Raw genomic sequence first — 21,293 nt, forward strand, 5'->3', positions numbered from 1 at the left:
GGCTACACTGTGGCGCTGCGCCCGGCACCGGCCGGGACACCACACCCACCCCCACCCCATTGCAAGGAGATGCCGTGTCCGGCTCCAGAACGCCTTCGCTGGCTGCGCCCCATTATTCGGGCGTGGCCCTGATTGCCGCCTGCAGCGCCGGCTTCCTGTGGGGGACCGGCGCCCTGGTGGTCAATATCCTGATTGCGCAATACGGCTTCGCCCCGGGTGACATTTCCTTCTGGCGCTTTGCGGTCGGTGCCGTGTTCCTGTGCCTGGTGTTCGGCACGCGCATCCACTTGCCGACCCTGCGTGCGCTGCTGCTGCCCGTGGTGCTGGCGGGGACCACGATGGCGGGCTACGTGCTGTTCTGGTTCCTCGGGATCGAGCGCATCGGTGCGGCCATTCCCACGCTGATCGCCCTGTGCCTGCCGCCGGTGTTTTCCACCGTGATCGCGCTGCTGCGCGGACAGGAGAAGCTGGACTGGACCCTGGCGGCGGTGCTCACCGCCGCGCTGGGCGGCACCGTGCTGATCGTGGCGCGGCACGAGACGAACGGCGGTGCAGCATCGGGCCAGCTGGACCTGCTCATCGGACTGGCCTGCTCGGTCGCTTCGGCCTTGCTCTATACCGGATTCACCATGATCAGCGGGCGACTCTCGACGGCCCTGGGGGCCGGCCCATCAGCCACCTGCCTGACCGTGGTGGCCGCCCTGATGATGGGCCTGGCCAGCCTGGCGCGGCCGCTGCACTGGCCCAGCGGCTTGCCGCCGCAGGCCTGGTACCTGTACCTGGGCGTGGTCACGGCGGCACTGGCGCTGCTGGTGTTCAGCTGGGGTGCCGCGCGCCTGACGCCCACGGCCCTGACGGTCGCCACCCTGATCGAGCCGCTCACCGCCGTCCTGCTGGCAGCCCTGCTGCTGGGCCAGACCCTGGGCGCCACCCAATGGCTGGGCGGGGCACTGCTGCTGCTGAGCATCTGGGGCCTGGGCAAGCGCCTGGGACGGGCGCCGCACGGCTGAGGACGATCAGTTCTCCGGCTGGCCGTTCTTGTCGACCTTGATGCGGATGTGGCGCGTCACCCCGCTGGGGCCGGGGAACTCCTCGAAGGCCGCGCGTACCATGGCCGGCATGGCGGCCGTCAATCCGGCACGCTGGCCTTCGCTGTCCACCACCACGTCGAAGAGCTTCTTGCCGTCGCCGGCCTGGCTGATGCCGATCTGCAGGCGGCGCAGGAAGACCGGATAGCTCGTGGTCTGCATCGGCCCGCCATCCCAGAAGGGGTCATAGAACGGACCGTAGGGTCCATAGAAGCCGAACGGACGTGGCCCGAAGGGACCGAAGCGTCCCCAGCCCGGGCCGTAGAAGTAGGGATCGTAGGCCGGCCGGCTGACCACGACCTGCTCGGTATTCATCCCGTAGCTGAAACTGACCTGCAATTGCGCCGCCTTCAGGTCACGCGCCTCCGTGAAACCCAGGAATTGCAGCTCCTGCCGGATCAGCCCGGCATAGTTCTGGTATTGCAGGTCGTTTTCCTGTTCCTTGGCGGGGGCGAAGGCATAGGCGCGCTGGTTGTAATCGGGCGACCAGGCGTGGAAGGACGTGACGTTGCTCTCGATCACCGAGGCGCAGCCGGACAGCAGCAGGCTGGCCGCTGCAAGAAGAGGATAAAGCCAGCGTTTCATGAACGAACTCCATCAGAAAAAAGGCCGGGCACCGGGCAAAAGGCTGGGATGCCATGGGAAGGGCGCCTGCGCGGCGATATGAAGCAAAAGGCAGGAAGCCGGGCCTCGTGAGACCCTGCGCGCGGCCATTTTGATCCCGCGTGGAAAGCGATCGGCGGGAAACCTTGCTGCGCCTGCCTGCTTCGCCCCAATCCGGGGCAAGTGCCGGTTCCGCCATTGTACTGGCCAGGAGCCGATATGAAACATGCTTCCCGCCAACAGGGCAGGACGGAGAAGAGCGCGGCAAATCCGGCCGATTCCATTCGCGCAGTGCGGGATGATTGGTAAAATCGGGTTTTTGCTGCACCTGAATTGGCTTCCTGCTGTCTTAGCCTTCACCTTAGCCTTCACTTTCTGACCTCCATTTCCCTTCCCGGACAGGCCTCCATGCGCACCGATACGCCCCAGACGATCTACCGTAAAGACTACGCCGCTCCCAATTACCTGGCTGACACCGTCGAGATGGGTTTCGACCTCGATCCCGCTGATACCCGTGTGGCCACCCGCATCACCCTGACCCGCAACCCCGCCGCCCGCGGCCGCGACCTGGTGCTCTTCGGCGAAGAGCTGGAACTGGTGGCCCTGCGCCTGAACGGCAAGACGCTCTCGCAGGCCAAGGGCGATTTCCGCATCGGCGGCGGCGTGCTGACCATCCCCGCCGCCCCGGCCAAGGTAACCCTTGAGATCGAGACCCTGGTCCATCCGGACCGCAATACCTCGCTCATGGGCCTGTACGTGTCCAACGGCAATTTCTTCACCCAGTGCGAAGCCGAAGGCTTCCGCAAGATCACCTACTTCCCGGACCGCCCGGACGTGATGGCCAAATTCACCGTCATGCTGCGCGCTGACAAGGCCCGCTATCCGGTGCTGCTGTCCAACGGCAACCTGATCGAGGAGGGCGACCTGCCCGATGGCCGCCACTACGCCAAGTGGGAGGATCCGTTCAAGAAGCCCTCTTACCTGTTCGCCCTGGTGGCCGGCCAGCTGGTCTGCCAGGAAGAAACCGTGCGCCTGCACTCGGGCCGCGATGCGCTGCTGCAGGTGTGGGTGGAAGAGGGCAACCTCGACAAGACCCAGCACGCCATGGAGTCGCTCAAGAACAGCATCACCTGGGACGTGGAGCGCTTCGGCCTGGATCTCGACCTGGACCGCTTCATGATCGTGGCGGTGGGCGACTTCAACATGGGCGCCATGGAAAACAAGGGCCTGAACATCTTCAACACCAAGTACGTGCTGGCCAATCCGCGCATCGCCACCGATGTCGACTTCGCCAACATCGAAGCGGTGGTCGGCCACGAGTATTTCCACAACTGGACCGGCAACCGCGTCACCTGCCGCGACTGGTTCCAGCTGTCGCTGAAGGAAGGCCTGACCGTTTTCCGCGACCAGGAATTCTCGGCCGACATGATCGGCAGCGACAGCGGCCGTGCCGTCAAGCGCATCGATGACGTGCGCGTGCTGCGCCAGGCGCAGTTCCCGGAAGATGCCGGTCCGATGGCGCATCCGGTGCGTCCGGACTCCTTCGTGGAAATCAACAATTTCTACACCGTCACCGTCTACGAAAAGGGCGCTGAGGTCGTGCGCATGTACCAGACCCTGCTGGGCCGCGATGGCTTCCGCAAGGGCATGGACCTGTACTTCAAGCGCCACGATGGCCAGGCCGTGACCTGCGACGATTTCCGTGCCGCCATGGCCGACGCCAATGGCCGCGACCTGTCGCAGTTCGAACGCTGGTACAGCCAGGCCGGCACCCCGCTGGTACAAGCCGCAGTCGACTACGATGCCAAGCGCAAGACCCTGACCCTGACGCTGGAACAAAGCTGCCCGGCCACGCCCGGCCAGAAGAAGAAACAGCCCTTCCACATCCCCGTGGCCGTGGGCCTCCTGGATGCGCAGGGCCGCGACCTGGCGCTGACCCTGCAAGGCGAGAAGAAAGCCGGTGCCACCACTCGCGTGCTGGAACTGACCAAGGCCAAACAGAGCTTCACCTTCACCAACGTCGATGCAAAACCGGTGCCCTCGCTGCTGCGTGGTTTCTCCGCCCCGGTGGTCCTGCAGTACGACTACAGCGATGCCGAACTGGCCTTCCTGATGGCCCACGACAGCGATGCCTTCAACCGCTGGGAAGCCGGCCAGCGCCTGGCCACGCGCCGCCTGCTGAACCTGACGGTGGCCGTGCAGGCCGCGCGCCAGTCCGGCCACGTGGTGGCGGTCGACACCGTGCTCAACAACATCGAGCACGATGGCGCCCTGGCTGAAGCCCTGCGTGCCACCCTCAAGGACGAGTCGCTGGACCCGGCCTTCCGCGAACTGGTGCTGACCCTGCCGTCGGAGACCATGATCGCCGAACAGATGGAAGTCATCGACCCGCACGCCATCCACGTGGCGCGCCAGTTCCTGCGCCGCTCGCTGGCGCGCGAACTGCGCGATGATCTGCTGGCCGTGTATCGCGCCCACCAGACCCCGGGCGCCTACAGCCCCGACGCTGCATCGGCCGGCCACCGTGCCTTGAAGAACGTGGCCCTGTCCTACCTGGCCGAGCTCGATGATGAAGAAGCCATGGCCCTGGCCCAGCAGCAGGACCAGGACGCCAACAACATGACCGACCGCCTGGCCGCGCTGTCGGCGGTGTTGAACAGCGCCGCCCCCGGCAAGAGCGAAGCGCTGCAGCGCTTCTATGCCGAGTTCGAACAGGAAGCCCTGGTCATCGACAAGTGGTTCACCCTGCAGGCCACGGCCCGCAATGCCGATGTGAACACCGTGCGTACCCTGACCGAGCATCCGGCCTTCACGTTGAAGAACCCCAATCGCGCCCGGAGCCTGATCTTCAGCTTCTGCAACGGCAACCCCTCGGCCTTCCATGCACTGGACGGCAATGGCTATGCCTTCTGGGCCGAGCAGGTGATCGCCTTGAACGCCAGCAACCCGCAAGTGGCAGCACGCCTGGCGCGCAGCCTGGACCGCTGGCGCAAGTACACCCCGGCGCTGCAGGAAAAGATGCGCCTGGCCCTGCAACAGGTTGCGGCCACCCCCAAACTCTCGCGCGATGTGGCCGAAGTCATCACCAAGGCCCTGGCCGATTGATCTGTCAGACAGATAATTGCCCCCTCACTCATTCATCCGATTCATTAAATAAAAACCACTGCAAGGAAGACCACCATGAAACGTATCAGCCTCACGCAACACCTGATCGAGCAGCAGCGTCTGCACAACAAGATCCCGTCCGAACTGCGCCTGCTGATCGAAGTCGTCGGCCGTGCCTGCAAGTCGATCTCGCATGCGGTCGGCAAGGGCGCGCTGGGCGAAGTGCTGGGCAGCGCCGGCAGCGAGAACGTGCAGGGCGAAGTGCAGAAGAAGCTGGACGTGATCTCCAACGAGATCCTGCTGGAAGCCAATGAATGGGGCGGCCACCTGGCGGCCATGGCCTCCGAGGAAATGGAGACCATCCACCGCATCCCCAACCGCTATCCCAAGGGCGAATACCTGCTGATGTTTGATCCCCTGGACGGCTCCTCCAACATCGACGTCAACGTCTCCATCGGCACCATCTTCTCGGTGCTCAAGGCCCCGGAAGGCATGACCGAACCCAGCGAGCAGGACTTCATGCAGCCGGGCACCAGGCAGGTCGCCGCCGGCTATGCCGTCTATGGCCCGCAGACCGTGCTGGTGCTCACCACCGGTGACGGCGTGCACTGCTTCACCCTGGACCGCGAAATGGGTGCCTGGGTGCTGACCCAGAAGGACATCAAGATTCCCGAAGACACCAAGGAATTCGCCATCAACGCCTCCAACCAGCGTCACTGGTTCCCGCCGGTCACCCGCTACGTGGATGAAATGCTGGCCGGTTCCACCGGTCCGCGCGGCAAGGATTTCAACATGCGCTGGATCGCCTCCATGGTGGCCGACGTCCATCGCATCCTGAACCGCGGCGGCATCTTCATGTACCCGGCCGATGCGCGTGAGCCGGGCAAGCCGGGCAAGCTGCGCCTGATGTACGAAGCCAACCCGATGGCCTTCATCGTCGAGCAGGCCGGTGGCGCCGCTACCGATGGCCAGCAGCGCATCCTCGACATCCAGCCGGAAAAGCTGCACCAGCGCGTGGCCGTGTTCCTGGGTTCGAAGAATGAAGTGGAGCGCGTGACGTCCTATCACCAGCAATAAGCCCGGCGCGTCCTTCGTCCGTTGCAACAGAAATGCCGCCGGGTTGGCGCCCGGCGGCATTTTTCATGTGCGCTTTCCTGTCCGCTTTCCTGTGCCGCTTCGTGCACCCCTTCGTGCACCGCTTCGTGCGCCGATTCCTGTACGGATTTTTCAGGGATGGACCGGCGGCAGCTCCCTCTGCGCCAGTCGTACCTGATTGCGGCCACCATGCTTGGCCTCGTAGAGCGCGGCATCGGCGCGGCCCACCAGGTCTTGCGCCGCGCGTTCGCCGGGCGGCAGCAATTCCATGGCACACACGCCGGCGCTGGCCGTGACCACGCCACGCGGATTGCCCCGATGTGGCAGGTCCAGCGCCTGGATGCCGGCGCGGATTTTTTCGGCCACCTGCATGGCCCCGGCGGCATCGGTCTCGGGCAACAGCATCAGCATCTCCTCGCCGCCATAGCGCGCGGCGAGGTCGCCGGGACGGCGCTGGCGTTCCTTCAATACGGCGGCGATGCGGCGCAGGCATTCGTCACCGGCCTGGTGGCCATAGAGATCGTTGTACTGCTTGAAGAAATCGACGTCGATCATGATCAGCGACAGCGCCGACCCGCTGCGCAGGGCGCGCCGGAATTCAGCCTCCAGTACGGTATCAAGATGGCGCCGGTTGGCCAGGCCGGTCAGGCCATCCTGATGCGCCAGCTGCTCCAGCCGCTGGTTGGCCTGGTGCAGCTCGCCCATCACCTGCAGCGCGCGGTCCTCGGCGAGCAGGCGCAACTCGATCTGGGCGATCAGCCGCCAGCCGAACAGGCCGATGATGATCAGCAACAGCAGCACGGCTGCGCCATACACGATGGTCTGCTGCCGCCATGGTGCCAGCGCTTCCTCGCTCGCGGTGGTCACGGTGACGATCAGCGGGAAGTCCAGTACCGGCTGGAACGACACGTAGCGGTCAATATTGTCCAGGGGCGAATTCAGCAGCACATGGCCGCTGCCCTGGCTGGCCAGCACTTCGCCGATGACCGGGTCCAGGCTCAGGTCACGATTGATGAAGGCCGGTTCGAAAGGTTGCCGCGTCAGTACCTTGCCAGGTCGCAGCAGCAGCAGGATGGAGCTGTCGCGACCGATCTCCACGGTCTGGTAGAGGGCGTTGAAATGATCCAGCCGCAAGGTCGCCAGCAGCAGCCCGGCAAAGCGGCCATCGGGATGATTCAGGCGGCGCGACATCGGGATGACCCACTGGTCGGTACTGCGGCTGAGCAGGGTAGGATGAATGCGCGGCTCGGGATCCTCGTGGTCGCGGTGATAGATGAAATACTCGCGGTCGCTGTTATTGGCATCGCTGGCGCGCGGCTGCGAGGAGGTGGCCACGCGATTGCCCTGTTCGTCGAAGATGTAGAGTCCGTCGAGCTGCGGCATTTCGCCGGCCAGGCGGCGCAGGATCGGGCTCATGGCGTGCAGCTTTGCATGGGTGGTGCCGCTCTCGTCGATGCGGTCGCTGATGTTGATCAGCGCGCCATGGGTCGCCTGGAACACGTCATAGGCATGGCGCGCCAAGGCGCGCGCGATGTTGCCGGCGTAGACGCGGGTGTTGTCCAGCTGTACCTGGCGCGCGGCCAGGCTCTGCCAGACGTGGCCGGCGGCGATGGCCACGCAGATCAGCACGACGAACAGCCGTGCCCGCCGCGCCACCGAATGGCGCGCCACGCTCCCTGCCTTTGCCAGCATTGGCCGCATGTTATTTGTCTCCCCCTATGGCCGGCCGCATCCCTCCCCAGGGTTGACCGTTTGATCCAGTATAAGGAGATACCTCAGCCGTGCTGGCCGCGATCAGTCCGCGAAAATGCCCTCAATTCATGGGCTGGACGGCGGGGCGGCGCATCAGCTTGACGCTGTGCAGGGCGGTCAGCAGCACCGACAGCCAGATCGGCACATAGGTGCCCAGTTGCGCGGCCTGCAGCGTCTCGCCCAGCACCGCCATGGCCACCAGTACCAGCAGGACCGGTTCCACATAGCCGAGGATGCCGAACAGGCCCATGGGTAGCAGCTTGCCGGCGCGCAGGTAGCTGGTCAGCGCGATCATGCTCAATATCCCCAGGCCCGGCAGCAGCAGCCACATGGCCGGCGTGTGCAGGGTAGGCAGGGTGGCGGGGCTGAGCATCAAGGCCGCCAGCGAGGGCAGCGCCAGCACCATCAGTTCCACCGCGAAGATGAGCATGGAGTCGAGGCGGATGCGCCGGCGCAGGATGAAGTAGGGCGGATAGCCCAGCGCCACCGCCAGTGTCGGCCACGAGAATGCGCGCGTCATCCACAGCTCGTGGGCCACGCCGATGCAGGCGCACAGTACCGCCAGGCGCTGCAGCAGGTCCATCTTTTCGCCATAGTGGAAGCGTCCCACCAGCACCATCGACAAGGGCAGCATGAAGTAGCCCAGCGAGACTTCCAGTGCCCTGCCGTTGACCGAGCCCCACAGGAACAGCCATTGCTGCAAAGCCAGCAGGGCTGCCATCAGCACCAGCAGCGCGACGCTTGCCGGACTGGCCAGCAGCTCGCCCATGGCCGCGCGCAGACGCGGCAGTTCGCCGCGCCAGGCCAGCAGCCCGATGACGCACAGCAGGGTGATGAGGATGCGCCAGGCGAAGATGTCCGTGCCATCCAGTGGCGCCAGCAGGCGGGTGTAGCCGGAAAGAAACGCAAACAGGGAAGAGGCCAGTACGGACAAGCCGATGCCGCGGCCGACAAGTTGAGGATTCATCGCAGGACCAGGTGCGTCCGGCGCAAGGAAGAGGCACCGGCAAAAGCGCGATTCTACGGCATGGCGCGCGAGCAGGTTGCGCGCATGCAAAAAGCCCCGGCCTGGGCCGGGGCTTTGAGGTCGACGCGAGACAAGGAAATTATGCGCCCGGGGAGGTGCCCAGCGGGCCGTCCTTCAGTTCACGCGCATAGTTGTTGGGACGACCATTGGGCACTTCGTAGCTCTTGCGGTCGACGTAGCGGCCGTTCTCGCCGCTTTCCTGCATGGCGGCCGGCGAGCTGGTCTGGTCGCCCTGGTAGTTGTAGTACTGCGAGCTCGAGGACGACGAGTCGTATTGCTGCTGCGGGCTGCCCTGCATGGTGCTGCCGCCCTGGTCATAGGACTGGGCATAGGCGCCGGTGGCGAAAGTGGCAGCGGCCAGTACGGCGGCGGTGAGGAAGGTCTTGGTCATGGCTGTTCTCCTTTATCCTTGGTTACGCATTCGTCGAGGCTGAATGCAATCGGGACTTCAGTGGCGAATGCGCTCTTGCATGCATCCACAGGGTTGGCCTTCGTTTTCATGGAAGCAGGCACGGCACACATGGAACATGGGGCGGGTAGCTGCATTGCCTGAAAACTTGGCTTCATCATAGGAAGGCCCACGCGCTGCGGCAGTCGGAAAGCCCAGCATCTTCTTGTCGGACTTTTCGCGCGCGTCTGACAGTCGGGCCGGGTCGTGATGGAGGCTGCAGGGGGATTTTTCGATTGATGTAAACTTGAGTTCAATTGAGCTCATCAATGCAAAAGCCGCATCAATGCGCAGTTTGCAGGGAGTCAATGCGCGAGCCATTGGCATGCAAGTCAATCCGGGGCGCGTCAGTCTGCAAGCTGACGACCAGCACGGGTTTCGTTACAAAACGTATCACTGCGTCATTGCTGCGTCGCCATCGCCAGGCAGGTCAAGCGCGTATCGGGGGGGCTCGCGCGAGCTTGTGTGAGGTTGTGCCTTGCTGCTCGCAGATGGTGCGATGGGCTGATGCTGCATCGGCCTTTCGCACCGCCGGGAGTCGTTGATCTGGAACAGGTCAGCTGCAGAAGGCTGTGGTAAAAACGCGTTTTTCTCCCATGCTGCGCGAAATGCGTTTTGGCAGGCGGCACAACCGGGTTATTCTGGATCGCAGAGCCATTGCGCACACCGCTCTTCCAGGGTCGCGTGATGAAGCAAGAAAGGGGGGAACCATGTACACGACAAAGCGCGCCGCAATGCTGGCCGTGCTGGTAGCGCTGGCCGCACCCACGGCAGTCCGGGCGGCCGATTGCAGCAAGGTCGTCATCTCGGCGGACTCCGACTACGCGCCCTTGCACTGGTATGACGGCAAGCGCCTCACCGGCGCCAGCATCGAGATCGCCACGCGCGCCTTGAGCGCACTCAACATTGCCTACGAGGTCCGTTACGTCGGACCTTTCCAGCGTGTGCTCAAGGCAGCCGAGAGCGGCGAAGTGGCCATGGTGGCGTCGCTGAAGAACACGCCGGAGCGCCAGCAATACCTGGCCTTCGCCTCGGTGCCGCTGTTTGCCAATCCGATTGCCGTGTTCGTGCCGCGCGACAAACGTTTTGCCTATGCCGGCTGGAAGGACCTGATCGGCAAGCGCGGCGCCATCACGCTGGGCAATCAGTTCGGCGGTGGCTTCGATGAATTCATGCGCGACAACCTCATCATCGAGACCGCGCAGAAGGCCTACATGAATTTCACCAAGCTCGATTCGGGCCGTATCGACTACCTCATCACCGGCTACTACACCGGCGTCATCTACCTGAACCAGAGCGGCCAGTCCGACCGCTTCATGCCGCTGCGTCCCTTCGTCAGCGAGAGCGACAACTACATCGCCATGAGCCGTGCCAACCCCTGCGTGAAGCTGCTGCCGCGTATCAACGCCCAGCTCGAAGCCATGCAGAAGCGCGGCGAGTTGCGCGCCGTGCTGCAGAGTTTCGAGACTGACCTGCGCATCGATCCGACCACACCGGAAGAGGGCGGTCGCACCAAGTGATGCGGTGGCGGGCAGCGCGGGCGATGCACAGCCATGCCAACATCAGGATAGAGCCGTAAAAACCTCCCTGTTCCTCACCAGGCTGCCTTCACGCGCGGGATAGAGTGTCAAGCTGGGGAAGCTGCGCCTGCCGCGCGCAGCGTCGCATTCATCACATCGCACTACGCCATCAGCATCCGGAGCACCGGCCGACTCCGCTCGCCACAAGAAGGCGGACGGGATGATGGCGCATCATAAAAAACGGAGAGGACAATTTGAAGCTGCGAACCAAGATCATCTGGCTGTGCGCCACCACGCTGGTGGGCATCCTGATCATTGCCATGGTGTCGTTGAACACGCTCAGGCGCACCATGATGGAAGAGCGCGAAGCCCAGCTCTCGCTGCTGGTCACGCTGGCCAAGGCCGCCGCCGAGAAGGCGCAGGCTCTGGAGCAGTCCGGCAAGCTCACGCGCGAACAGGCGCAGGCCCAGGCCAAGATGGTCATCGGCAGTTTTGCCAAGGAGCAGAATTATTATTTCGTGCGCGGCTACACCGATGATTTCAACTACGTTCACCCCAACCCCAAGCGCGTCGGCATCCAGGACAAGACCGCCAAGGAAGATGGCGACCGCTATCGTGCCGCCCTGCAGGGCAAGGAGATCGGTCTCCTGATCGCTGAAGGTACGCGTCCCAATACCACCGAAAAGGTGCAGAAACTCTATGCCGTGACCCGCTTCGCGCCGTGGGACTGGACCATCGGTTTCGGTGCCTACATCGATGACATCAACCAGGCCTTCTATCGCAATGCGCTGGTGCTGCTGTTGCTGGGTGGCCTGCTCATGGGGGCGATTGCCACCATGGCCGCCTTCATCCTGCGCTCCATCCTGCGCCAGCTGGGCGGCGAGCCGGCGCGCGCGGTGCAGATCGTGGAGCAGATTGCGCAGGGTGACCTCTCCACCGCCGTGGCGCTCAAGGCCAATGACCGGCACAGCCTGCTGCATTCCATCGAGACCATGCGCAGCAGCCTGTCCGGCATCGTGCATGGCGTGCGCCAGGGCACCGACACCATCACGACAGCCTCCGGCGAAATTGCCGCAGGCAACCTTGATCTCTCCTCACGTACCGAAGAGCAGGCCGGGGCCCTCGAAGAAACCGCTTCCTCGATGGAAGAACTGACTTCCATCGTGCGCCAGAATGCCGACAACGCCAGCCAGGCCAACCAGCTGGCCATCACCGCCTCGGGCGTGGCCACCGAGGGCGGCAAGGTAATCGAGCAGGTGGTCGGCACCATGGCCGACATCAACAGCGCCTCCACCAAGATCGCCGACATCATCGGGGTCATCGACGGCATCGCGTTCCAGACCAACATCCTGGCGCTCAACGCCGCCGTGGAAGCGGCGCGTGCCGGCGAGCAGGGACGCGGCTTTGCGGTGGTGGCCTCGGAGGTGCGTTCGCTGGCCCAGCGCAGTGCCCAGGCCGCCAAGGAGATCAAGGGTTTGATCGAGGATTCGGTCAGCAAGGTGGACAACGGTTCGCACCTGGTGGAGCAAGCCGGGCGCACCATGCAGGAGATCGTCACCAGCGTGCGCCATGTGGCCGACGTGGTGGCCGAGATCAGCGCCGCCAGCCGCGAACAGAGTGCCGGCATCGAAGAGGTCAATCGCGCCATCACGCAGATGGACCAGGTGACGCAACAGAACGCGGCGCTGGTGGAAGAGGCGGCTGCCGCTGCCGCTTCCATGCAGGACCAGGCCGCGCAATTGGCGCAGCTGGTGTCGGTGTTCCGCTTGCAGGACGGGGCGCAGGGCTTGCGCTGACGTCCAGGGTTGAACTGCGGCGTTCTCGCCGTTCATCCTTCCATTCCCCCATCCGCCGTCCCCGGCACTGCGCAACGCAGTGTGCAGGGGCGGCGGATTTTCTTTGGTCCGACGCGGGGGCGGGCCACGTGATTTTTGGTGAGAAGCGGTGAGTTCCGGTGATACATGCGGCCTTGCCTGCCGATTTTTCTTTCCGTGCGGAACTCTCCTGGCAACGGTCCAGTCTAGTCATCACTCGTATTTGCATCAGGAACAGCGATGTGAGACGAGACGGTCGGAATAGCACAACAAAACTGGATGCCGCTGTTGAAATCCCCAGGGAAAAGAAAACGGCCTCCGTAGAATTGCCCGACTGCAAAAAGCCGCAACGAAGCGGCTTGATGGCGCAACGGAGCGTCTCGCGCAACAGCGCAAGCGGCCAACGATGGCCCCTTCCTCCACTCCAATACCAATAACGCCATGCGCTCCTGGATCAATCATCTCAATTACTCACGCAAGTTCGTCCTTATCGGCGCACTCGCTTTCATGCTGTTCATCGTTCCCACCACCCTCCTGGTGCGCACCAACCTCGACGACCTGGCCACGGCCCAGCGCGAGTCGCTGGCCCTTGCTCCCGGCCGTGAACTGCTGCTGCTGCTCAAGCAGATGCAGCAGCATCGCGGCCTGTCGGCCCTTTACCTGGCCGATGGCGAGGGTGCCGCCGCCAGTCGCGCGGAGCGCCAGAAGGAGGCTGATGCCACCTTCGACCGGGTGCGCAGCAGCCTGCAGCCGCTGGAGGACAAGGCCCTCACCGCTGCACTGGACGGCCTCCATGCCGACTGGCGCGCGCTCACGCAGAGCATCGCCAGCAAGTCCGTCACGGGCGCGCAGAGCAATGTGCAACATGCGCAACTGATCAAGCGCGAACTGGATCTGCTGGACGACGTGGCCAACAGTTCGGGCCTGGCGCTGGAAGCCGAAGCGGCGCTGTTCTACGTGCAGCGCGCGGTCTTGTCCGAACTGCCGCAGCTGACCGAAGCATTGGGCCAGGCCCGTGCGCGCGGTGCCGTGATGCTGGGGCGGGGCCAGGCCGATGCGGAAGAACGTGCCCGCCTGGAAAACCTGTCGGACCGCGCCCGCCGCAGCTATGAAAGCGCACGCCGTTCCCTCACCCTTGCTGCGGGTCGCCACCCGCTGCCAGCCAACGTCGAGAGCGCGCGTGCCGCGGCCGTTACCGCTGCCGATGAAGCCTTCAAACTGGCCGACAGCGCCATCGTGCGCGCCGACCAGCTGACCATGCCGGCCCCGCAATGGGTGGCCACCATGACGCGCATCATCGATACCCAATTCGTGCTGGTGACGAGTTCCTTCGACATGATGCGTGATGAACTGCAAGCCAAGATCCCGCGCCTGCGCAATGAACTGGTCTTGCTGTGCGCGGCGCTGGCGGTGCTGGCCCTGGCCGCACTGTGGCTGATGGTGGCCATCACCCGCGCCACCACCACTTCACTGTCGGAAGCGGTGCGGTTGACCGAGGCGGTATCGGCCGGTGACCTGACCCAGCACATCGAGGTCAAGGGCAGTGATGAGGTCGCGCGCCTGCTCATGGCGATGCAGGCCATGACGGCGCAACTGAGCAAGGTGGTGGGCAGCGTGCGCAGCAATTCGGAGAGCGTAGCCACGGCCAGCGCCCAGATTGCCCAAGGCAATGCCGACCTGAGCAAGCGTACCGAGGAGCAGGCCAGCGCGCTGCAGCAGACCGCCGCTTCCATGGAAGAACTGGGTTCGACCGTGCAGCAGAATGCCGACGGTGCCCGCCAGGCCGGCCAGCTGGCGCGCGATGCCGCCGAGGTGGCCAGCCAGGGCGGTGCGGTAGTGCAGCAGGTGGTGCAGACCATGCAGGGTATCCATGCCAGCTCGGATCGCATCAGCGACATCATCGGCGTGATCGATGGCATTGCCTTCCAGACCAATATCCTGGCGCTCAATGCTGCGGTGGAAGCCGCCCGTGCCGGCGAGCAGGGACGCGGCTTTGCGGTGGTGGCCACGGAAGTGCGCAGCCTGGCCCAGCGTTCGGCCACGGCCGCGCGCGAGATCAAGGAGCTGATCACGGCCAGCGTCGACCAGGTCGGGCAGGGCAGGCAGCTGGCCGACCAGGCCGGCAAGACCATGCAAGAGATCGTGAACTCGATTCGCCGCGTGAGCGACATCATGGTCGGCATCAACGCCGCGACGGCCGAACAGAACACCGGCATCGCCCAGGTCGGCCAGGCCGTCACCCAGATGGACAGCACCACGCAGCAGAATGCCGCGCTGGTGGAAGAAAGCGCGGCGGCGGCCATCAGCCTGTCGGGCCAGGCCCGTGAACTGGTACAGGCAGTGGCCGTGTTCCGGGTAGGGCAAGTCGCATTGGCGCGCTGATTGCCGTTTGCACTACGGCACTTTCGTGGCAAGATGCAGGCCGTTCTTGTTCGTCCTTCTTCTTGCCGGAAAGCGCCCCCTTGCCACTCCGTCCCGCCATTGCCGTTGATCCGCGCTATCGCGCCCTCGATGCCGAGCAGGAAAAGATGGTGCTCGACTACATCGAAGCCCATCTGCAGGACAACATCATGGTGGCCACGCTGGCCATGATGTGCCAGTTATCATCGAGCTGCTTCAGCCGCGTCTTCAAGGCCAGCACCGGCTATACGCTGTGCCAGTGGATGCTGCGCCAGCGCCTGGCGCGTGCCCGCACCTTGCTGGCCGATCCCCGCCTGAGCGTGGTGGACGTGGCGGTGGCGGTGGGGTTTCATGACCAGAGCCATTTCCTGCGGCAGTTCAAGCGGGTGGCGGGCATGACCGTGCAGGAGTGGCGCCAGCGCGCTGCGGCCTGAGGGTAAATCGGCCGGATGGGGCGCGTGTGGTCGATGCGCCGGATCGATGAATCGCACCTGATTGATCGATTGCACGGATGAATCTCATGCGTGCCAAGCGCGCTATAAGACGCGCTCGCGGCCCGTTCCAAAGCAAAAAGCCCGCAACAGCTTGCGGGCTTTCTTTTTATTGCCGGAAGGAAATGGTGGAAGGGCGGCGTTCAGCGATAGAACGGCTCGACCCGTCCCTTCAGCTTGGTCAGCATGGGATTGCCCTTGCGGTCCAGTGCGCGGCCTGCGGGAATCTTGATCCAGCCTTCGCTGATGCAATATTCGCTGACGTTGTTGAATTCCTTGTCGTTGAGCTTGATGCCGATGTCGTGCTCGAAGATAGCCGCATCGTAATGCGGGCTGCGGGGATCGATGCTGAGGCGATCGGGGAGGGCGGGGCGTTGTGCGGTATCGTTCATGGCCGCGATTATCGGACATAAGAACCGCCAAGACAATGGCCCGGCGGCCGGCCGTGCCGCATCCTCCTACCGCCCCCGGGGCATTCTCCGACACCAAGGCAGGCCGGGCGCTGATAGCGCCGCCGCACCACAGCGCGCATGCTGCAGGCAATTGACTTTGCGCGAGGACGTATGCGATCTACCGTCGAGGAAATGCAGGCCGCCCGCTCGGCCGCCCAAGCCTATCGCCACCAGGACGGCCCCTTGCAGGCTGAGCAGGTCTATGCCCAGCTGTTCGTGCCGACGCCCGATGAGGCCGCGCTGGCCATGGGGCGGGACTACCTGGCCCGGCAAATGGAGCAAGCCGCCGGCCTGCCCTGCGACCTGCCCGATGATCCCGCCGCCCTGGCCGCGTGGATGGAGTCGCGCGCCATCGAGGTCGGCAGCGCCTACGAAGCCTATCTGAAGGAGCGTCAGCAGGGCGCTCCCCGGCGCTACTTCAGCGGACGGGCGCATGCGCTCAATTTCCTGCGCCGCGTGGCGCCGACCAAGCTGGTCGATGGCGCCTGGCTCTACAGTGCCGTCAAGCGCTGGCGCGATCCGCTGTTCCGTCCGCTCATCCTCACCTACCTGGAAGAGCTGGGCGATGGTGATGCCGCCATGAACCATGTGACCCTCTATCGCAGCCTGCTGGCGGCCAATGGCTGCGAGCATGGACCGGCGCTGTCCGAAGACCATTACGTGCAAGGCGCCATCCAGCTGGGGCTGGCGCATCATGGCGAGCAGTTCGAGGCCGAGGTGTTCGGATTCAACCTGGGCTATGAACAGCTGCCGCTGCACCTGCTCATCACCGCCTACGAGCTCAATGAGCTGGGCATCGATCCCTATTACTTCACCCTGCACGTGACCATCGACAACGCCGCCAGCGGCCATGCCCGCAAGGCTGCCGAGGCGGTCGTGCAAGCGGCCGCCCAGGCCCCGGATCCGCAGGCCTTCATGGCCGGCGTGCGGCGTGGCTACCTGCTCAATGAGCTGGGCGCCAGCACGCTGGGCGTGATCGGCTCCTTCTCCCTGGAGCAGGAAGTGGTGCGCGTGCTCGCCGAGAAGGCGGCCTTCGGGCGCATGATGCATTCGGACTATTGCCGCATCGGCGGCAAGACGGTGAACCAGTGGCTGGAAGAGCCCGAGGGCATGGCCAGCTTCCTGGAAGAGATGGAAAAGGCCAAGTGGATCACGCGTGGCAAGGAGGCCAGCGAGAGCCGCTTCTGGCGCCTGATCGATGCTGCCGGGGGCCAGATGTTCGGGGTCTTCGATGGCTACGAGAAGCAGGTCATCCGCGAATGGATCGAGCAAGGCTGGAGCGATGGCCGACGCCAGCCGGGTTTCCGGGCAATGGCGCGTGGCCGCGACAGCGCCGCCGCCGAAGCCCCGGCCGTGCCGGCCCTGGCCGCCCGCGAGGTCGACCTGGATGCGCTGGTGGCCGAGCTGGCCCCCGGGCGGCATCATTTCGTGCCGGGCCTGGAGGCGACCCGCCTCTACAGCGAGCGTTACCGCCGCGCTTGTGTGGCGTGAGGCCGCGTATGGCGCAATGGCAGGCGCGGTTCGGCAGTCGGCTATAATGTCGGGCCTTGGCCGCTGGCCGCCCCGCTGGATGCACGCTCGCAGTCGATGTGAAGATGCAGGCGCGGGGGCGGTGGCCCGACCCGTCAACCCGCCGGCCCTGCGCCGGCTGCTGGAGAAACCATGAACATCCGCGCAAGAAAACGCCTCATCTATCGCCGTCACCGCATCGGCATGCTCATCGCTGCCATCGAATCCCTGATCGCCCTGGAAGAATCCATCCTGGAAGGCAAGCAGGCTGCCTGAGCGACCTGCTCCTGAGCAGTCAAGCTTCCTCGAAACCGGCCCCCGTGGCCGGTTTTTTCTTGGCGTGCAGCCGTGCCACGGCGCCAGCCACGCTGTGGCACAATCGCGGTCCCCGTGATCGCGATTGTGCTGCCATGTGCGTCAACTACAAGCCCACCCCCAAGTCCATGATCACCGCACTGACCGGTGCCGATACCTCCGCCACGCCCGACTGGCCCGAGGAGACCTGGCAGGACTACGCCGCCCCGGCAGTCCGCGCCGGCCTGGACGGCGAGCCCGAACTCATCGTGGCGACCTACGGCATGATGCCGCGGCGCAAGTTGCAGGCAGGACTGCAGATCTCCACCATGAATGCGCGCGCCGAGACCATCGCCGAGAAACGCAGCTACGCCGGTCCGTGGCACCAGGCCCAGACTTGCCTGCTGCCCATGCAGTGGTTCTATGAACCAAATTACGAAAGCGGCCGTGCCCAGCGCTGGGCCATCGGCATGGCCGACGACCAGCCTTTCTGCGTGGCCGGCCTGTGGCGTGCCTGGGAAGAGGCCGAAGGCGGGTATGCATTTTCGTTTACCCAGATCACCATCAATGCTGATGAGCATCCGTTGATGAATCGTTTTCACAAGCCCGGCGAAGAAAAGCGCAACCTCGTCATCATCCCGCGCGCCCACTATGCCGACTGGATCAACGCCGGCCATCCGGAGCGGGCGCGCGAGCTGCTGCTGAACTATCCCGCCAGCGCCATGAAGGCCTGGCCGGCGCCCAAGAACGAGCCCGGTAGCCGCGCTCAGCAGGGCACATTCCTGTTTTGATCTTCTCTCGCGGCGGCGGGCGCGCCCTGCCTTTGTAAAGAGTTGTTGACCTTGATGATGATTTTCTGTGAAATTGCGCGGTGGCATCTTGCCGTCCGTGCTGGTCGGCCATGCCATGGGTCACGTCATCATCACAACATCAAGGGAACGGGGCATGGGGATCATCAGGGCAGGCAATGCAGGGCGGGTATCCGGATGGGGAAGCGTATTGCTGGCCAGCGCCTGGCTGCTGGGGCAGGGCAGTGCGACAGCACAGGAGGCCACGGCCAGCCAGGCCGGCATCGTCAAGGTCTTGCAAGGCGACGTGCGCGCCGAGCGCAGTGGCAAGAGCCGTCCCTTGTCTACCGGGGAGCGGCTCTATGCCGGTGACCGCGTGGTCACCGCTGCCGCCAGTTCGGTCGGTTTCACCCTGCGCGACGATACGCTCATTTCCCTCGGTTCCAACAGCCAGTTCCTGCTCGAACAGTTTGCCTACAACGACAAGACCGACGAAGGCAGCATCGCCGTGCGCCTCTCCAAGGGCACGCTGCGCTACGTCTCCGGACTGATCGGCAAGCGCAGCCCGGAGAGCCAGTTGCTCTCGACCCCGACGGCCACCATCGGCATCCGTGGTACCGACTTCATCGTGGAGGTGGCCGGTGAATAAAGCATGGATGAGCTGCGCCATGATGGCGCTGGTGGCCCTGCTGGCAGGATGTGCAGGCCCCAAGGAGCGTTTCGTGCTGCTGCCGCAGGCCGATGGATCTGCCAGCAGCATCGTGGTCAAGACAGCCAGCGGCGAGACCGCGCTGACCTCGCCCTATGCGGCCGTGGAAACACGCGGCGGCAAGCCCGAGCCGACCCAGACCCTGTCGGCCGCCGAAGTGGAGCGTCGCTATGCCGAGGTCATGCGCAGCCTGCCGGCGCGACCGCGCAGCTATGACCTGCTCTTCGAACTGGGGACCGACCGACTCACCCCGGCCTCCCAGGAATTGCTCAAGAAGGCCATTGCCGAGATCAAGGAATTTCCCGCCGGTGAATTCATCCTCACCGGCCATGCCGACGCCATCGGCAGCGATGCCAGCAATGATGCCTTGTCCCTGCGCCGCGCCCGCCTGATCGAGCGCGAACTGCAGCGCGCAGAGGTGAAGGCCTTGAGCATCGAAGTCATCGGCAAGGGCGCGCGCGATCCGCGCGTGCCGCAAAAACGCGGCGTGGCCGAGCCGCGCAATCGCTTCGTCGAGATCAAGATCCGTTGAGTCCGGCGGCGCGCTGCTGCGCATGCCCGCTCCGTCCCTGTCAGACCTGAAGGAGAAGCTCCTTGAGCAATCGCGTCTATCTCTATTGCACGAATTTTGAAGGCCTGCCCACCGAAGAGCAGTCCGAAGAATTCTTTTCCATGATTGGCACCGAGTACGAAGCCGCGGCGCGCATTCCCTTGTTCTGGATGTGCCTGTTCTCGGAAGACGATATCCAACTCAGCGCCGGCGCTGACGCCGGGACAGGTGACGCTGCCCATCCGCAGCGCATGGATGACGGCAACGACGGTAGCGAGGGCGACGAGGATGACGACTTCTACGATGAAGAGGACGGGGATGATGAGGACCGCCCCCACGCCTATCTTTCGTGCGAGCGTGCAACAGGGATCGCGCGGCTGCGCCAGCGTTCTGCGATGCTGCGGCCGGCGCTGGGCGCAGAGCGCCATGCGCTTTATGAAGAATGGATTGCGAGGATCGAGGCTGAGCCCTGGCGCCATATCCTGGTCAAGACGGCCGAGCTGGACATGATGTCGGAGGCGGGTGAACTGGAACAGGAATTGCGCCGCTGTTACCAGGACCTGGCAGGGCTGGATGCGCGCCAGTCGTGGCAGATGACACCTGCCATGCTCAACCTTGCCGGCCTTGACCCGGAGAGTGCGCTCGACGAACTACCCGGGTGGGCCCTTGCCGGTTCGGCCAACAGCGCCATGCGCTGGCCTCCCGAGCTGGAGCAGCCGCCCGGGAAGATACCCGCAGCGTCAACAGCGCCGCTGCGGCCTGAACGGCCGTGGTGGATGTTCTGGAAGTGACATGGTCTGCCATGGGCCGGTCGCCGTACTGCGTTGACTGCAGCGTCCGGCTTGATAGCGCCACGCTATCCCCACAATAGATTGCGTGCTATCCAGTAGCTCAGCAGTGGAGTGTGTGCGATACAACTAGGAAATTTCCTGATATTGCATCAATGATATAAAACATAAGATCACGCCATCGACCCGAATCTCCCGCGCAAGGACGCATGGCCATGATCCACACTCTTCTTCACTACGGCAGTTATGCCGCCGCGTTCTATGCCGCCTATGTCGTGGTCGGGATGGCGGTCTCGGGCGTGTTCCTGTGGCGGGTACTGCGGCAGCCTGCGGCCCGTACGGCGCCCGCCTTGTTGCCGGCCCCCGCCATGCAGGAAGAATTGCCCCCGGGACTGCAGTAAAAACGAACAAGCCCGGCGGCAGTTCTGCAGCCCGGCATGGAAAGGCCCGCTCCGCGCAGCAAGCGCGCAAAAGCGCGCCGTTCCTTTCCGGGAAGCGGCGCGCAGGCCTGTTGATCAGGCTGCCTGATGAGGCGGATCAGCGCTGTCAGCTGTTCTTGTGGCTCTGCTGCCCGGCCTTGACGTGCTGCTCGTGCGAGCCGCCACGGGTGGAATCACCCTGCTGCTGCCCGCTGCCGCTGCTGCTCTGGTTTTGCTGGTCATTCTTGTGGCTCTGCTGTCCGGCCTGGACATGTTGCTCATGCGAGCCGCCACGGCTGTTGCCACCCTGCTGCTGGCCGGAAGCGCTGCTGCTCTGGTTCTGCTGGTCATTCTTGTGGCTTTGCTGCCCGGCCTGAACGTGCTGCTCGTGGGAACCACCGCGGGACCCGCCTTGATTCTGATTCGACATGATTTCACTCC

Annotated in this window: 21 protein-coding genes; 14 read left to right on the forward strand and 7 right to left on the reverse strand. The window is 64.4% G+C overall.

What is annotated here, in order from left to right; translation table 11 throughout:
* The first annotated feature begins 74 nt into the window (after positions 1-74).
* Positions 75-1,010, forward strand: coding sequence for a DMT family transporter (locus FYB76_RS20310; protein WP_370516385.1), 936 nt, complete (start codon positions 75-77; stop codon positions 1,008-1,010).
* A 6-nt stretch (positions 1,011-1,016) separates the two neighbouring features.
* Here the strand turns inward: FYB76_RS20310 and FYB76_RS20315 are convergent, their stop codons facing one another.
* Complete coding sequence (locus FYB76_RS20315; protein ID WP_088757249.1) at positions 1,017-1,673, reverse strand: DUF4136 domain-containing protein; 657 nt, start codon at positions 1,671-1,673, stop codon at positions 1,017-1,019.
* A 426-nt stretch (positions 1,674-2,099) separates the two neighbouring features.
* On the opposite strand from FYB76_RS20315, the gene pepN reads away from it, so the two are divergent.
* Both pepN and FYB76_RS20325 read left to right on the forward strand, forming a co-directional pair.
* Entirely contained in the window at positions 2,100-4,796 is a 2,697-nt protein-coding gene (pepN, locus tag FYB76_RS20320) for an aminopeptidase N (RefSeq protein ID WP_154134841.1), read from the forward strand.
* Between the two features lie 75 nt (positions 4,797-4,871).
* Positions 4,872-5,873: a class 1 fructose-bisphosphatase gene (locus FYB76_RS20325; RefSeq protein WP_088757247.1), complete on the forward strand. Its 1,002-nt coding sequence runs from the start codon at positions 4,872-4,874 to the stop codon at positions 5,871-5,873.
* Positions 5,874-6,023: 150 nt separating this feature from the next.
* On the opposite strand, the gene FYB76_RS20330 is transcribed toward FYB76_RS20325, so the two are convergent.
* The 4 genes from FYB76_RS20330 to FYB76_RS20345 all read right to left on the reverse strand — a co-directional run bounded on the left by FYB76_RS20330 (position 6,024) and on the right by FYB76_RS20345 (position 9,445).
* Positions 6,024-7,562, reverse strand: a complete 1,539-nt coding sequence (locus tag FYB76_RS20330; RefSeq protein ID WP_241517412.1) for a sensor domain-containing diguanylate cyclase — start codon at positions 7,560-7,562, stop codon at positions 6,024-6,026.
* 142 nt (positions 7,563-7,704) lie between these two features.
* Complete coding sequence (rarD, locus tag FYB76_RS20335) at positions 7,705-8,610, reverse strand: EamA family transporter RarD (protein WP_088757245.1); 906 nt, start codon at positions 8,608-8,610, stop codon at positions 7,705-7,707.
* 139 nt (positions 8,611-8,749) lie between these two features.
* Positions 8,750-9,061 (reverse strand): hypothetical protein, encoded by a 312-nt coding sequence (locus FYB76_RS20340; RefSeq protein WP_088757244.1) that lies wholly within the window; start codon positions 9,059-9,061, stop codon positions 8,750-8,752.
* 57 nt (positions 9,062-9,118) lie between these two features.
* Positions 9,119-9,445, reverse strand: a complete 327-nt coding sequence (locus FYB76_RS20345) for a hypothetical protein (protein WP_154134842.1) — start codon at positions 9,443-9,445, stop codon at positions 9,119-9,121.
* Between the two features lie 383 nt (positions 9,446-9,828).
* Between FYB76_RS20345 and FYB76_RS20350 the strand changes: the two genes are divergently transcribed.
* The 4 genes from FYB76_RS20350 (at position 9,829) to FYB76_RS20365 (ending at position 15,286) form a co-directional block, all read left to right on the forward strand.
* Complete coding sequence (locus FYB76_RS20350) at positions 9,829-10,638, forward strand: substrate-binding periplasmic protein (protein WP_370516386.1); 810 nt, start codon at positions 9,829-9,831, stop codon at positions 10,636-10,638.
* A gap of 254 nt (positions 10,639-10,892) precedes the next feature.
* Positions 10,893-12,434, forward strand: coding sequence for a methyl-accepting chemotaxis protein (locus FYB76_RS20355; protein ID WP_154134843.1), 1,542 nt, complete (start codon positions 10,893-10,895; stop codon positions 12,432-12,434).
* Positions 12,435-12,893: 459 nt separating this feature from the next.
* Positions 12,894-14,834 (forward strand): methyl-accepting chemotaxis protein, encoded by a 1,941-nt coding sequence (locus tag FYB76_RS20360; RefSeq protein WP_154134844.1) that lies wholly within the window; start codon positions 12,894-12,896, stop codon positions 14,832-14,834.
* Positions 14,835-14,914: 80 nt separating this feature from the next.
* Positions 14,915-15,286, forward strand: coding sequence for a helix-turn-helix domain-containing protein (locus FYB76_RS20365; protein WP_088757240.1), 372 nt, complete (start codon positions 14,915-14,917; stop codon positions 15,284-15,286).
* A gap of 200 nt (positions 15,287-15,486) precedes the next feature.
* Here the strand turns inward: FYB76_RS20365 and FYB76_RS20370 are convergent, their stop codons facing one another.
* On the reverse strand, positions 15,487-15,735 hold the full coding sequence (locus FYB76_RS20370; protein ID WP_044530646.1) for a DUF3297 family protein: 249 nt from the start codon (positions 15,733-15,735) through the stop codon (positions 15,487-15,489).
* A 171-nt stretch (positions 15,736-15,906) separates the two neighbouring features.
* Here FYB76_RS20370 and FYB76_RS20375 point away from each other — a divergent pair, with 171 nt between their 5' ends.
* From FYB76_RS20375 to FYB76_RS20400, 7 genes are all read left to right on the forward strand, one after another.
* Complete coding sequence (locus FYB76_RS20375) at positions 15,907-17,286, forward strand: iron-containing redox enzyme family protein (protein WP_154134845.1); 1,380 nt, start codon at positions 15,907-15,909, stop codon at positions 17,284-17,286.
* Positions 17,287-17,457: 171 nt separating this feature from the next.
* On the forward strand, positions 17,458-17,580 hold the full coding sequence (locus tag FYB76_RS27005) for a hypothetical protein (RefSeq protein WP_255475323.1): 123 nt from the start codon (positions 17,458-17,460) through the stop codon (positions 17,578-17,580).
* 134 nt (positions 17,581-17,714) lie between these two features.
* Positions 17,715-18,389: an SOS response-associated peptidase gene (locus FYB76_RS20380; protein ID WP_154134846.1), complete on the forward strand. Its 675-nt coding sequence runs from the start codon at positions 17,715-17,717 to the stop codon at positions 18,387-18,389.
* Positions 18,390-18,543: 154 nt separating this feature from the next.
* Complete coding sequence (locus FYB76_RS20385) at positions 18,544-19,035, forward strand: FecR domain-containing protein (RefSeq protein ID WP_088757238.1); 492 nt, start codon at positions 18,544-18,546, stop codon at positions 19,033-19,035.
* Complete coding sequence (locus FYB76_RS20390) at positions 19,028-19,627, forward strand: OmpA family protein (RefSeq protein ID WP_338152879.1); 600 nt, start codon at positions 19,028-19,030, stop codon at positions 19,625-19,627. Before FYB76_RS20385 ends, FYB76_RS20390 begins: the two co-directional genes overlap by 8 nt.
* A gap of 62 nt (positions 19,628-19,689) precedes the next feature.
* Complete coding sequence (locus FYB76_RS20395) at positions 19,690-20,436, forward strand: hypothetical protein (RefSeq protein WP_088757237.1); 747 nt, start codon at positions 19,690-19,692, stop codon at positions 20,434-20,436.
* Positions 20,437-20,648: 212 nt separating this feature from the next.
* Positions 20,649-20,834 (forward strand): hypothetical protein, encoded by a 186-nt coding sequence (locus tag FYB76_RS20400; RefSeq protein ID WP_162292106.1) that lies wholly within the window; start codon positions 20,649-20,651, stop codon positions 20,832-20,834.
* Positions 20,835-20,979: 145 nt separating this feature from the next.
* Here the strand turns inward: FYB76_RS20400 and FYB76_RS20405 are convergent, their stop codons facing one another.
* Positions 20,980-21,282, reverse strand: a complete 303-nt coding sequence (locus FYB76_RS20405; RefSeq protein ID WP_154134847.1) for a hypothetical protein — start codon at positions 21,280-21,282, stop codon at positions 20,980-20,982.
* Between the last annotated feature and the right edge of the window lie 11 nt (positions 21,283-21,293).

Source organism: Herbaspirillum sp. CAH-3, from assembly GCF_009668275.1.
In the GTDB taxonomy this organism is placed as follows: Bacteria; Pseudomonadota; Gammaproteobacteria; order Burkholderiales; family Burkholderiaceae_D; genus Herbaspirillum; species Herbaspirillum aquaticum.

Coding starts and splice junctions, on each gene's coding strand:
- FYB76_RS20325 (WP_088757247.1), top strand. CDS start 4,872: ATGAAACGTATCAGCCTCACGCAACACCTGATCGAGCAGCAGCGTCTG.
- rarD (WP_088757245.1), bottom strand. CDS start 8,610: ATGAATCCTCAACTTGTCGGCCGCGGCATCGGCTTGTCCGTACTGGCC.
- FYB76_RS20380 (WP_154134846.1), top strand. CDS start 17,715: ATGTGCGTCAACTACAAGCCCACCCCCAAGTCCATGATCACCGCACTG.
- pepN (WP_154134841.1), top strand. CDS start 2,100: ATGCGCACCGATACGCCCCAGACGATCTACCGTAAAGACTACGCCGCT.
- FYB76_RS20340 (WP_088757244.1), bottom strand. CDS start 9,061: ATGACCAAGACCTTCCTCACCGCCGCCGTACTGGCCGCTGCCACTTTC.
- FYB76_RS20315 (WP_088757249.1), bottom strand. CDS start 1,673: ATGAAACGCTGGCTTTATCCTCTTCTTGCAGCGGCCAGCCTGCTGCTG.
- FYB76_RS20370 (WP_044530646.1), bottom strand. CDS start 15,735: ATGAACGATACCGCACAACGCCCCGCCCTCCCCGATCGCCTCAGCATC.
- FYB76_RS20385 (WP_088757238.1), top strand. CDS start 18,544: ATGGGGATCATCAGGGCAGGCAATGCAGGGCGGGTATCCGGATGGGGA.
- FYB76_RS20345 (WP_154134842.1), bottom strand. CDS start 9,445: ATGCCAATGGCTCGCGCATTGACTCCCTGCAAACTGCGCATTGATGCG.
- FYB76_RS27005 (WP_255475323.1), top strand. CDS start 17,458: ATGAACATCCGCGCAAGAAAACGCCTCATCTATCGCCGTCACCGCATC.
- FYB76_RS20360 (WP_154134844.1), top strand. CDS start 12,894: ATGCGCTCCTGGATCAATCATCTCAATTACTCACGCAAGTTCGTCCTT.
- FYB76_RS20350 (WP_370516386.1), top strand. CDS start 9,829: ATGTACACGACAAAGCGCGCCGCAATGCTGGCCGTGCTGGTAGCGCTG.
- FYB76_RS20375 (WP_154134845.1), top strand. CDS start 15,907: ATGCGATCTACCGTCGAGGAAATGCAGGCCGCCCGCTCGGCCGCCCAA.
- FYB76_RS20405 (WP_154134847.1), bottom strand. CDS start 21,282: ATGTCGAATCAGAATCAAGGCGGGTCCCGCGGTGGTTCCCACGAGCAG.
- FYB76_RS20400 (WP_162292106.1), top strand. CDS start 20,649: ATGATCCACACTCTTCTTCACTACGGCAGTTATGCCGCCGCGTTCTAT.